Source organism: Saccharopolyspora sp. NPDC045839, assembly GCF_056431645.1.
In genome coordinates, this window is record NZ_JBWKKH010000001.1 from 701,234 (window position 1) to 713,421 (window position 12,188).

Annotated in this window: 10 protein-coding genes and 1 rRNA gene; 1 reads left to right on the forward strand and 10 read right to left on the reverse strand. The window is 72.3% G+C overall.

Annotated features, from left to right (window positions below; all coding sequences use genetic code 11):
* Positions 1-196: 196 nt before the first annotated feature.
* From AC07EQ_RS02805 to AC07EQ_RS02845, 9 genes are all read right to left on the reverse strand, one after another.
* Positions 197-1,900: a CTP synthase gene (locus AC07EQ_RS02805; RefSeq protein WP_452619009.1), complete on the reverse strand. Its 1,704-nt coding sequence runs from the start codon at positions 1,898-1,900 to the stop codon at positions 197-199.
* A gap of 232 nt (positions 1,901-2,132) precedes the next feature.
* Positions 2,133-3,071, reverse strand: coding sequence for a copper transporter (locus AC07EQ_RS02810; protein WP_478386214.1), 939 nt, complete (start codon positions 3,069-3,071; stop codon positions 2,133-2,135).
* Complete coding sequence (steA, locus tag AC07EQ_RS02815; RefSeq protein WP_478386215.1) at positions 3,068-4,252, reverse strand: putative cytokinetic ring protein SteA; 1,185 nt, start codon at positions 4,250-4,252, stop codon at positions 3,068-3,070. The genes AC07EQ_RS02810 and steA overlap by 4 nt, the downstream gene beginning before the upstream one ends.
* Positions 4,253-4,319: 67 nt before the next feature.
* The gene (gene recN, locus AC07EQ_RS02820) at positions 4,320-6,131 is read right to left on the reverse strand and encodes a DNA repair protein RecN (protein ID WP_478386239.1); all 1,812 of its coding nucleotides are present in this window, start codon (positions 6,129-6,131) and stop codon (positions 4,320-4,322) included.
* Between the two features lie 108 nt (positions 6,132-6,239).
* Positions 6,240-7,142, reverse strand: a complete 903-nt coding sequence (locus tag AC07EQ_RS02825) for an NAD kinase (RefSeq protein WP_268952008.1) — start codon at positions 7,140-7,142, stop codon at positions 6,240-6,242.
* A 4-nt stretch (positions 7,143-7,146) separates the two neighbouring features.
* Positions 7,147-7,986 carry a TlyA family RNA methyltransferase gene (locus AC07EQ_RS02830; RefSeq protein ID WP_478386216.1) on the reverse strand — a complete coding sequence of 280 codons (840 nt, stop codon included), beginning with the start codon at positions 7,984-7,986 and terminating at the stop codon, positions 7,147-7,149.
* Positions 7,987-7,991: 5 nt separating this feature from the next.
* Positions 7,992-8,222 carry a hypothetical protein gene (locus AC07EQ_RS02835; RefSeq protein WP_478386217.1) on the reverse strand — a complete coding sequence of 77 codons (231 nt, stop codon included), beginning with the start codon at positions 8,220-8,222 and terminating at the stop codon, positions 7,992-7,994.
* Positions 8,223-8,318: 96 nt separating this feature from the next.
* Positions 8,319-9,329 carry an HAD-IIA family hydrolase gene (locus tag AC07EQ_RS02840; RefSeq protein WP_478386218.1) on the reverse strand — a complete coding sequence of 337 codons (1,011 nt, stop codon included), beginning with the start codon at positions 9,327-9,329 and terminating at the stop codon, positions 8,319-8,321.
* Complete coding sequence (locus tag AC07EQ_RS02845; protein ID WP_478386219.1) at positions 9,326-10,144, reverse strand: tetratricopeptide repeat protein; 819 nt, start codon at positions 10,142-10,144, stop codon at positions 9,326-9,328. The genes AC07EQ_RS02840 and AC07EQ_RS02845 overlap by 4 nt, the downstream gene beginning before the upstream one ends.
* On the opposite strand from AC07EQ_RS02845, the gene AC07EQ_RS02850 reads away from it, so the two are divergent.
* Positions 10,145-11,683, forward strand: coding sequence for a hypothetical protein (locus tag AC07EQ_RS02850; RefSeq protein WP_478386220.1), 1,539 nt, complete (start codon positions 10,145-10,147; stop codon positions 11,681-11,683).
* 198 nt (positions 11,684-11,881) lie between these two features.
* On the opposite strand, the gene rrf is transcribed toward AC07EQ_RS02850, so the two are convergent.
* A 5S ribosomal RNA gene (gene rrf / locus AC07EQ_RS02855) occupies positions 11,882-11,998 on the reverse strand.
* Positions 11,999-12,188 lie beyond the last annotated feature (190 nt).

Genomic DNA, 12,188 nt, shown 5'->3' on the forward strand with positions numbered 1-12,188 from the left:
CGGCGGCAGCCGCTTGCGGTGCGGGACTCAGCTCGCACCGCCGCGGGTTCTCAGACGTCTTCTCGCGAGGACAGCCCCGACGTGGTGAATTGGCATTCATGATGTCGGGGATCCCACAGCGAGAAGACGTCTGAGGTTCCGCTACCCGCACCGCCACGCAGGCCGGTATCGGAGCATTCCTCAGCTCGAACGAAGATCACGCACTGGGTGCCGGCTCCTGGACGGGCTCCAGCTCGACCGGCAGCCGTTCCGCGGCGCGGTAGTCCAGGGCCGCCTTCACGAACGCCGCGAACAGCGGGTGCGGGCGGGTGGGACGGCTCTTGAGCTCCGGGTGCGCCTGGGTGCCCACGAAGAACGGGTGCACCTCGCGCGGCAGCTCGACGAACTCCACCAGCCGGTCGTCCGGGGAGGTGCCCGAGAACACCACGCCCGCCTTGCCCAACCGGTCCCGGTAGGAGTTGTTCACCTCGTAGCGGTGCCGGTGGCGCTCGGCGACCTCGGTGGAGCCGTACGCCTCGGCGACGATCGAGCCCTCCTGCAGCTTCGCCGGGTACGAACCGAGCCGCATGGTGCCGCCCATGTCCCGGTCACCGGAGATCACGTCGTGCTGGTCGGCCATCGTGCTGATCACCGGGTGCTTGGCGGGCTCCTCGAACTCCGTGGAGTTGGCCCGCTCCAGACCGGCCAGCGAACGCGCCGCCTCGATCACCATGCACTGCAGGCCCAGGCACAGCCCCAGCAGCGGGATGCCGTTGGTCCGCGCGTAGCGGATCGCGCCCAGCTTGCCCTCGATGCCGCGCACGCCGAAGCCGCCAGGGATCAGCACGCCGTCCATCCCGGACAGCGCCTGCGCCGCGCCCGCGTCGGTCTCACAGGTGTCCGAGCCGACCCAGGAGATCTCCACCTTCGCCCGGTGCGCGAACCCACCGGCGCGCAGCGCCTCGGTGACCGACAGGTAGGCGTCGGGCAGGTCGACGTACTTGCCGACCAGCGCGATCCGCACCCGCTCCGACGGGTTGTGCACCCGGTCCAGCAGGTCGCCCCACACCGACCAGTCGACGTCGCGGAACGGCAGCCCGAGCCGCCGCACCAGGTAGGCGTCCAGGCCCTCGCCGTGCAGGACCCGCGGGATGTCGTAGATCGACGGCGCGTCCGGGCAGGCCACCACGCCGTCCGAGTCCACGTCGCACATCAGCGCGATCTTGCGCTTGAGGTCCTCCGGCAGGTCCCGGTCCGCCCGGCACACGAGCGCGTCGGGCTGGATGCCGATGTTGCGCAGCGCCGCAACCGAGTGCTGCGTCGGCTTGGTCTTCAGCTCGCCCGAAGGCGCCAGGAACGGCACCAGCGACACGTGCAGGAAGAAGCAGTTGTCCCGGCCGACGTCGTGCCGGACCTGCCGGCAGGCCTCCAGGAACGGCAGCGACTCGATGTCGCCGACCGTGCCGCCGACCTCGGTGATCACCACGTCCGGCGTGCGGCCGTCCTCGTCCGGCTCGGCCATCGCCCGGATCCGGGCCTTGATCTGGTCGGTGATGTGCGGGATCACCTGCACCGTGTCGCCCAGGTACTCGCCGCGGCGCTCCTTGGCGATGACCGCCGAGTACACCTGGCCGGTCGTCACGTTGGCGTTGCGGGTCAGGTCGCGGTCCAGGAACCGCTCGTAGTGCCCGATGTCGAGGTCGGTCTCGGCGCCGTCCTCGGTCACGAACACCTCACCGTGCTGGAACGGGTTCATCGTTCCCGGATCGACGTTCAGGTACGGGTCGAGCTTCTGCATGGTCACCCGCAGGCCGCGGGAGGTCAGCAGTTCGCCCAGGCTGGATGCCGTGAGCCCCTTACCCAACGAGGAGGCCACGCCCCCCGTGACGAAAACGTGCTTGATCGTGCGTGCTTGCGGCACCAACAAAAGCTCCCCGTGGTCAAGCCGTCGCCTGGCTGGATTTCTGCACTGGCAGGACGGCTGGATCCGTCGCTCCCACGGAATTCCAGCCTAACGCACGACCACCGGGGCCGTGCACCGAGACCCGCCGCACGGCTTCGGGGCGACCGGCCAGGTCAACCGCCATCCGGCGGCCTACCCGCCGGTCACCGCCCGCATCCGCCGCGATGGGCCGCCGCGGTGAGCATCAACACTAGCCCCGGGTCTCCGGCACCGGGCCCTGCGCGCTGCTCGCGACGCCGTAGTGCCCGGCCTGCCGCTCGGCCTGCTCCCGCAACGCCAGCACGATCGCCACCCGCCCCGAGGCGCTGTCCAGGTTGTCCACCGTGGACAACGACGACGCCAGCGCCGGATCCGCGCGCACGACGCCGACCGGCCCGGTCCCGTCCGCCGAGCCCGCGCCACCGGCGAGCACCGCGCCCTGGCCGGCGCGGTCGAGCTGCGCCGCGAAGCGGGCCAGCGTCGCGGCCTTGTCGCCCGCCCCGTCGCTCTCGATCCGGCTGCCGGTGAGCACCACGGCGAGCTGCGCGGGCCGCAGACCCGGCGAGGCGGTCGCGAAGCCGCCGTCGGCCAGGCCCGCGAACGCCGCCGCCCGCTCCTGGTCGCCGGTCTGCGGCTGCCCGCTCTGCGGGTTCAGCAGCGCCAGCGGCCCGATCAGGCCGCCGGCCATGGTGCCGGGATCCGCCGCCGTGGGCAGCTGCACCCCGGCGGGCAGCAGCTCGGTGACCACGCGCCGCAACTGGTCCGCCCGGCCCGGGTCGGCGAACGCCTCGCCCAGCCGCACCTCGCCGGTGACGTCCGCACCCGCCGCGCGCAGCAGCTGCCCGACCGCGTCGCGCTGCTGGTCGTCGGCGTCGTCGGAGGTGATCAGCACGACGCTGCGCTGCGCCAGCTGGCCCTGCACGGCCATCGGCCCGACCGCGGAGCCGAACGTGTCCGCGACCGCGACCTGCGTCTTGAGCGTCGCCCGCTCGGCGTTGAGGTCGTCGACCTGCGCCTGCAGGGACCGCTGCTCGTCACCGACGCCCGCCAGCAGCCGGCCGCTGAGGGACGTGGAGCCGACGAGGACGCCCACGGCCAGCGCCAGGAAGACCGCAGCGATCGACACGATGTGGTACCGCAACGAGATCACGAGAAAAGCCCCTTGAGATAAGCGAAGACGGACCCTGCGGTGTCGGCGACCAGCCCCACGAACGCGGTGCCCAGCCCGGAGACCACCAGCGCCACGGCGGCCACCAGCAGCACCGCGAGCACCAGCAGCACGATCGCGCCGACCGGCGTCCGGCTGCGCTGCAGCGTCGCCACCGCGGCCCCGTCGATGACCTTGCTGCCCAACCGGAGCCGGGTGAGGAACGTCGACGGGTTCGAGCCGGAACGCCCGCGGTCGAGGAATTCGCCCAGCGTGGCGTGGAACCCGACCGTGATCACCAGGCTCGCCTTGTGCGCGTCGGCGAGCAGCAGCGCCAGGTCCTCCGGGTTCCCGGACGCCGGGAACGTCACCGCGCCGATTCCCAGGTCCTGTATGCGCTCCAGACCGGGCGCGTGCCCGTCGAGATGCGCCGGGATCACGAGCTCCGCGCCGCACTTGAGGGTGGCGGTCGCGATGGTGTCCGGGTCGCCGACGATGACGTCCGGCTTGTACCCGGCCTTGCGCAGCGTCTCGGCGCCGCCCTCCACCCCGATCAGCACCGGCCGGTACTCGCGGATGTACTTCTTCAGCCGCTGCAGGTCGTCGGCGTGGCCGTAGCCCGGCGCCACCACGAGCACCTGGCGCCCCTCCACCGAGATGCCGAGCTCGGGCACGCCGATGCCGTCGAGGATCAGCGTCCGCTCCTTGCGCAGGAACTCGATGGTGTTCGCCGAGAACGCCTCCAGCTGCGTCGACATCCCGGCCTTCGCCTCGATGAGCAGGTCGGCGACGGAGTTGGCGTCCTGCGAGGTCCCGCGCCCGACCTCCCGCTCCCCGACGAACACGCCGCCCTCGTGCAGCCGGATCTTCGCGCCGTCCTTGATCCGGTGCGTGAACTCGGGGCCGACCCCGTCGACCAGCGCGATGCCTGCCGACAGCAGCACCTCCGGCCCGAGGTTCGGGTAGCGCCCGGAGATCGACGGGGCCGCGTTGACCACCCCGATCACCCCGGCCGAGACCAGCGCTTCGGCCGTGCGCCGGTCCAGGTCCGCGTGATCGATCACCGCGATGTCGCCGGACCGGACCCGGCGCAGCACATCACCCGGGCGCCGCTCCACCCTGGCGATCCCGACCACACCGGGCAGGCTTTCCTGCTGACGGGCAAGCAGACCGCTGAGTTTCATGCACCGATGGTGACAAATCGATCACCTGTCGTTGGTACGCCACGCCGATGCCGTTGGGCCGAACGGCCTACTTGCCGCTGCGTTCCCGCTTCTTGGGAGCCGCCTTGCCGCGCCGCCGGAAGCGGGCCTGCGCCAGCTTGTAGGCCGTCGCGGTGTCCAGGAGCTCCTCCGCGTGGGCCCGGCCGGTCTCCGTGGAATCCATCCCGGCCAGCATCCGCGCCAGCTCGACGACCCGCCGCTCGTCGGCGACGACCCGCACGTCGCTGCGGGTCAGCCCGCCGTCCGCGGCGCCCTTGTCCACCACCAGATGACGATCGGCGTAGGCGGCGACCTGCGGCAGGTGGGTGACGACCACGACCTGGTGCGTCCGGGCCAGGCGGGCCAGCCGCCGCCCGATCTCCACCGCGGCCCGTCCGCCGACACCGGCGTCGACCTCGTCGAAGACCAGCGTCGGCACCGTGTCCGCGTCGGCGAGCACGACCTCCAGCGCCAGCATCACCCGGGACAGCTCACCGCCCGAGGCGCCCTTGTGGATCGGCAGCGCGGGCGCACCGGAGTGCGCGATCAGCTGCAGCTCGACCTCGTCGACCCCGTCCGGGCCGGCGTGCAGGGTCCGGCCCCGCACGGGCAGCGCGTTCGGGTCGCCGGAATCGGCTTCCTTCGGCTCGACGACGACCTCCAGCCGCGCCTGCGGCATCGCCAGCCCGTCGAGTTCTTCGGAAACCGCCGCGGAGAGCCCCACCGCGGCTTCCTTCCGCGCCTCCGACACCGCGACCGCGTGCTCGGCGAGCTCGACCGCGAGTTCGTCGCGCCGCGCGGCCAGCGCCGCCAGCGCCTCCTCGGAGGTGTCCATCCCGGACAGCCGGCCGCGCGCTTCGTCGGCCCACGCCAGCACCCCGTCGACGTCCGCGGCGTACTTCTTGGTCAGCTGCTTCAACTCGGCCTGCCGGGCCAGCACCTGCTCCAGCCGGGCCGGGTCGGCGTCCAGCCGGTCCAGGTAGCCGCCGAGCTCGCCGCCCACGTCGGCCAGCACCGCGACGGCCTCGGCCACCCGCGGCTCCAGCTCCCGCAGCGCCGGGTCCTCGGCGCCGCCGAGACGCCGCCGCGCCTCGCCGATCAGGCCGATCGCACCCGGCGCATCCGGGTCGCCGTCGACCGCGCCGGTGAGCGCCAGATGGGCCCCCGTCGCGATCTCCCGGAGCTGGTCGACGTCCGCGAGCCGCCGCGCCTCGTCGACCAGCGCGACGTCCTCGCCGGATTCCGGGGCGACGGCCTCGATCTCGGCCAGCCCGTGCCGCAGCAGCTCCGCTTCCCTGGCCAGTTCCCGCGAGCGCTCGGTGCGCTCGGCGAGCTCCCGCACCGCCTCGGCCCACTCCGCGCGGACCCGCTGGTAGTCGGCGAGCACGTGCAGCACGGGCTCGCCGGCGAACCGGTCCAGCACCGCGCGCTGCTCGCCGGACCGCAGCAGCCGCAGCTGGTCGTTCTGGCCGTGCACGGCCAACACCTGCTCCGCCAGCTCGGAAAGCACGGCGTTGGGCACCGACCGACCGCCGAGGTGCGCTCGAGACCGGCCGTCGGCCGTCACGGTCCGCACCGCGATCAGGCTGCCGTCGTCGTCGGGTTCGGCCCCGGCATCGGCGGCGACCTTGGCCGCCGGCGAGTCGATCGTCGTCTGGAACCGGCCCTCCACGACGGCACGCTGCGCACCGGACCGGACGCGCGAGGCATCGGCCCGACCACCACCGAGCAGGTGCAGCCCGGTGACCACCATCGTCTTACCGGCGCCGGTCTCACCGGTGACCACGGTCAGGCCGGCATGCAGTGCGAGCGTGGCGTCGTCGATGACGCCCAGTCCCTGGATGCGCATCTCCGCCAACACATCAAGCACCCTATCCGCATCCCCCGAGCAGTGGTGCCCCGCTGGGGTGATCAGCGCATGAATTGAAATTGTGGCTGTTTGCAGCTGTGCGGGCGGCGCCGCCGCGGATCAGCGGGCGGTGGCGGGGCCGCGCCAGCCCTGGACCGGGAGCTCGAACTTGCGCACCAGGCGATCGGTGAAGGCCGTGTCGTGCAGCCGCACCAGGCGCAGCGGCGTGCTCCCCGCGACCACCTCGACCCGCGCGCCCGGCGGCAGGTCGAACTGCCGCTGCCCGTCGCAGAACAGCACCGCGTGGTGGCCGTGCTGGTCGATCTCCAGCGCCACCAACGACTTCTGCGACACCACCAGCGGGCGGGCGAAGAGCGCGTGCGCGTTGCTCGGCACGACCAGCAGTGCCTGCACCTCCGGCCACACCACCGGGCCGCCCGCGGAGAACGCGTACGCCGTGGAACCGGTCGGGGTGGAGCACAGCACGCCGTCGCAGCCGAACGCCGACACCGGATGGCCGTCGACCTCCACGACCAGGTCCAGGATCCGCTCCCGGCTGCTCTTCTCGACGCTCGCCTCGTTCAGCGCCCAGGTGCGGGCCAGGACCTCGCCGTCGAGCTTCGCGGTGACCTCGATGGTCATCCGCTCCTCGACGTAGTAGCGGGACTCGACGACGGCGGCCACCGCCTCGTCGAGCGCGTCGGAATCGGCCCCGGCCAGGAACCCGACCCGGCCGAGGTTCACCCCGAAGACCGGCACGTCGGCCAGCCGCGCGATTTCCGCGGCGCGCAGGAGCGTCCCGTCACCGCCCAGCACCAGGACGAGTTCCGTGCCCGCGGCCGCCTCCGGGCCGGGCTCGACCACCCGGAGGTAGCAGTCGGAGCTGAGCTCCGGGGCCTCCTCCGCGAGCACCCGCACGCACAGGCCCGCGTCGATGAGCTGACCGGCGACCTTCTCCGCGGTGCGCATGTTGTGCTGCCTGCCGGTGTGCACCACCAGCAGCACCTCTCGGGTCAACTCCACTCCTTCAACGGTGCGAGCTCTTGCCTGAAGTCTGGGGTCCCTGCCGGACCGCGTCCAACACGAGCGCCTCCGCCGCATCCGCATCGGTGCTCGCGCCGGGCCGCAGCCAGGCGAAGTACTCGACGTTGCCCGACGGACCGGGCAACGGGCTGGCCACGACACCGCGCAGGCCTAGGCCCAGATCGGCGGCGAACCGCACGACCTCGAGGACCGCTTCCGCCCGCAGCTCGGGATCGCGTACCACGCCACCCGAGCCTAGCCGCTGCTTGCCCACCTCGAACTGCGGTTTGATCATCGGCACCAGATCGGCTTCCGGCGTGGCGCAGGCGGCCAGCGCGGGCAGCACCAGCTTCAGCGAGATGAACGACAGGTCGGCCACCACCAGGTCCACCTGGCCGCCGATGTCCTCCGGGGTCAGCGACCGCACGTTCGTCCGGTCGTGGATCCGCACCCGTTCATCGGTCTGCAGCTTCCAGACCAGCTGCCCGTAACCGACGTCGACGGCCACCACCTCGCGCGCTTCGCGGCGCAGCAGCACATCGGTGAACCCGCCGGTGGACGCGCCGGCGTCCAGGCAGCGGCGGCCGGCGACGGTCAGCCCGGCCGGCTCGAACGCTTCCAGCGCCCCCACCAGCTTGTACGCGCCGCGCGACGCCCAGCCCGGATCGTCGACGTCCTCGGCTACCACCACCGGGGCGTCGATCTCGACCGCGGTCGCGGCCTTGCTGGCCACCATGCCGCGCACGCTCACCCGCCCGGCGGTGACCAGTTCCGCGGCGTGTTCACGGGATCGGGCAAGCCCGCGACGAACCAGTTCGGCATCCAACCGCGCCTTGCGTGGCACTACCTTCAGCTCCTGTGTGCACTCGTTCCGGAGAGGAGGGTGTCCGCCTTCGACAGCGCATCGGTGAGCGCGGCGTGCACCGCCTCGAACCGTCCGACGTGCTCGGCGACCGGCAGTTCCCGCACCTCGTCGAGACGGGCCACCGCCGCCGCGATGGCGTCGACCGCCGGCTGACCGTCGTCGGCCGGGCGCGCCAGCATCGCGGGATTCGGCGCCTGCTGCCACGGAGAGGTCATCCGCTCCTGCTCCCATCGATCACGCCGCGATGGCTGTAGCGGCGACGCATCCACGCTAGCGGAACGCCCCGACGCCGCCGCCGCGACATGCGCGGGTCAGGCCAAACCCAGTTCCTTCAACGCATCCTGCGCGCGCTCGTCGGCTCCGCGCACGGCGACCGGCCCCGACGACGCCGCCCACCACGCGGCGCAGAGCGCGCGGAGCGCGGAAATCGCATCGCCCGGCTGTTCCCCGGCCTGTGCGGCCAGTTCCAGCGAGCCGCTGCCGACGCTGACCTGCCACCCGGGCTGCCCGCCGATCGCGACCTCGTCGGCGGGCTGGTTCAGGGCGCGGAGATCCGCGCCGACGTAGCCGGGCCGCATGTCGGCGGTGGCTTCCAGCAGGTCCCGCGCCGTGCTGACGCCGGTCAGCACCATCAGCACCGGCATCCCGGCGTTGACCGCGCCCGCGATGTCGGTGTCGAGCCGGTCGCCGACCATCAGCGGCGCCTCGGCCCCGGCGGAAGCGACGGCCCGGTCCAGCAGCGGCCGCTCGGGCTTTCCCGCCACCAGCGGCTCCTGATCGGTGGCCGCCTGCACGAGCGCGACGAGCGCACCGTTTCCGGGCGCCAGGCCGCGCTCGGTCGGCAGCGTGCGGTCGCCGTTGCAGGAGACCCACAGCGCGCCGGCGCGGATCGCCAGGCACGCCTCGGTGAGGTCGCGGTACCCGATCTCGGTGTACAGCCCCTGCACGACCGCGACCGGCTCGTCGGCGAACCCGCGGACCGGCACCAGCCCCGCCTGGTCCACTTCGGACACCAGCGCCGGCGAACCGACGACCAGCACCTTCGACCCCGGCGGCAGCTTCTCGGCCAGCATCGCGGCACCGGCCTGGGCGCTGGTGCTCACCTCGGTCCGGTCCGCGTCCAGGCCGAGGCCGACGAGGTGGTCGGCCACGGCCTGGTCCGGCTTGGACGCGTTGTTGGTCACGTAGCGGACCGGGACGCCGCGGCGGTGCACTTCCTGGATCGCCTCCAGCGCACCGGGGACGAGTTCACCGCCGCGGAACACCGTGCCGTCGAGGTCGAACAGCACGACATCATGGCCGTCGAGAAGCGTGCCGCTCACTGCGCTCGCGCGCCTCCTCCTGCGTTGCCGGCATCGGCGTCCTGCTCGGCCGCCTTGTCATCCGCCGCTTCGTCGTCGACGGCCTTGTCATCTGCGGCCGCTTCGGAATCGGCCTCTTCGTCGTCTTCTTCGAGCGTCTCGTCGAGCTCGTCGAAGTCGTCGTCGACCTCAGCAGCGTCGTCGTCGAGGTCATCGTCGTCGCCGATCTCGGCCGCCTCTGCCTCGGTGACGAGCTCCTCGACCACGTCCGGGCCGCCCAGCTTCTCGGCGAGCTCCTCGAGGCGGTCGGGGGCGTCGGTCTCTTCCTCGTCGTCGGCGTTGGCCGCGTGCACGAACCAGGTGAAGGCTTCCCGCTCCCGTCCGGCCGCCGCCAGGTTGTCGGCGTAGGCGTAGAACAGGCGCGCGCTCCACGGCTCCTGGCGCTTCGGGTCCAGCTCCGCGATCTGCAGACTCACCACCGACGCCTCGATCTCACCGAGGTCCCGGCGCGCACCCGCGGCGACGATGCGCAGCTCGACCGAGTCCTCCTGGTCGAGCTGGGTGGCCTCCTCGCTGCGGCTGAGCTCCACAGCGCGCTCCGGACGCCCCATCGCGCGCTCGCAGTCGGCCATGATCGCCAGGTGCCCGGGACCGCCGGCCATCCGCCGGGCGGCGCGCAGCTCCGAAAGCGCTTCGTTCCACTCGCCCGTCAGGTAGGCGGCGAGGCCGTTGCCCTCGCGCACCGAAGGAATGCGCGGTGCCCGCTGACGCGCATACCGCGCGTGCTCCAGGGCGCGCTCCGGCTCCGAGTCGATCAGCTGACCGGCGGCGATCAAGTGCAGCGCGACGTTGTCGGCCAGGCCCTTGGGCAGCGTCAGCAGCTCGCGGCGGATCTCGATGTCGAGATCACCGGGCGCCAGGCCCTCGGGCAGCTGGGGCTCCTCCGGCCTCGGCGCCGACTCGACGGCGGCCTCGTCCCGCGACTCAGCCCGCGGCGAGTCGTGCCGGAAGCCACCCCGGTCCCGGCGGCCACCGTCGCGCGGCCCGCCCCGGCGGTCTCCGCCGCGGTGGTCCCCACCACGACGGTCCCGGTCCGGGCGCCCGCCGCGGTCGCGCTCGAACCGGTCGCCCTGCGGGCGCGGCCGGTCGTCCCGCCGGCGGTCATCACGACGGTCGTCCCGGCGCGGCCGGTCATCACGAGGGCGGTCATCACGAGGGCGGTCGTCACGAGGGCGGTCGTCACGAGGGCGGTCATCGCGAGGGCGGTCGTCGCGCGGGCGGTCGTCGCGCGGGCGGTCGTCACGGCGGCGGTCGTCGAAGCGGGGCTTCCCGGGCCGGTCGTCACGGCGGAAGCCACCGCGGTCATCGCGACGATCGTCGCGGCGGAAACCGCCCCGATCGTCACGGCGGTCATCCTTGCGGAACCCACCACGATCGTCCTTGCGGAACCCGCCACGGTCGTCCTTGCGGAACCCGCCACGGTCATCCTTGCGGAACCCGCCACGGTCGTCACGGCGTGGGCGGTCGTCGCGTCCCCGGTCATCGCGGCCTCGGTCGTCGCGACGGAAGTTGTCGCGACGCGGTCGATCGTCGCGCCGGAAGTCACGGCGGCCGCGGTCATCCTGTCCACGGTCGTCCCGGCGGTCATCGCGCCGGAAGTCGCGACGGTCGTCGCGTCCCCTGTCGTCGCGTCCCCTGTCGTCGCGGCGGAAGTCATCACGACGCGGGCGATCGTCACGCCGGAAACCGCCACGGTCATCACGCCGGTCATCCCGGCGGAAGCCGCCACGGTCGTCGCGACGGTCGTCCCGGCGGAAGCCGCCACGGTCGTCGCGACGGTCGTCCCGGCGGAAGCCGCCACGGTCGTCGCGACGGTCATCGCGGCGGAAGCCGCCGCGGTCATCGCGACGCGGGCGGTCGTCACGGCGGTCGAAGCCGCGGTCCCGGCCGTTCTGCTCGTTGAAGCGGCGCGGCCGGTCGTCGCGGTCGTCACGCCGGAAGCCGCCGCGGTCGTCACGCCTGTCGTCGCGGCGGAAACGGTTGTCGCGGTTGTCGGAGTCGCGGCGGAAGCCACCGCGGTCGTCGCGGGCACCGCCTGGGCGCCCGCCCTGACCGCGGAATCGGTCGCGGCCGCCGCTGAAGTTGTCGCGGCCGCCCCGGTCGTCCCGGTTCCGGTCGTCGCGATCATTGCGGTAGCCGCGATTGTCGCGGTCGCCGAAGCGACGCGGGCCGCCACCGTCGCGGTCCCGGGGGGGACCGCCATGAGAACCGCGCCGATCGAAGTTTCCGCGGCCACCCTGGCCGCCTCGGCCGGCGCCGGCCCCGCGGCGAGGACCGCCGCGCCTGTCATCGGAACCGGACACCGAACCTCCTGAAGCAGAAAATACTGAAGTTCCCACCAGGGTAGTCCCACCTGATGGCGGGTCGTGGCGGGTGGCACCCCTGATGTGAGCGGGGGCAACTCGTGTGAACCGTGCGGCACTCGAACAACGCCGCACCGGCTCCCGGAAAAAGAAGGGGCCGACCGGAGATCCGTCCCCAAGGACGGGTCCGGTCGGCCCCTTTAAATAATGTGTCGGCGGTGTCTTACTCTCCCACACCCTGTCGAGTGCAGTACCATCAGCGCTGGGGAGCTTAGCTACCGGGTTCGGAATGGGACCGGGCGGACCCTCCCCGCCATCGCCACCGACAACCCTCAACCCCACCCCACAAAGGGCAGGAAACCTACGAGTGCCAGAACACGAATGACACAATCTTCTATTATCAACAACCGTGGCCTGGTTGTTGTTCCAGATACCGTATAGTGGGTGCGTAGCAATCTTTGTGAGCAAGTCCTCGGCCTATCAGCACCAGTCAACTCCACACCTTACAGTGCTTCCA

What these genes read in the sequence shown, in the direction of transcription:
- AC07EQ_RS02835 (WP_478386217.1), bottom strand. Translation starts at nt 8,222, where the DNA reads ATGACCTCTCCGTGGCAGCAGGCGCCGAATCCCGCGATGCTGGCGCGC.
- steA (WP_478386215.1), bottom strand. Translation starts at nt 4,252, where the DNA reads ATGAAACTCAGCGGTCTGCTTGCCCGTCAGCAGGAAAGCCTGCCCGGT.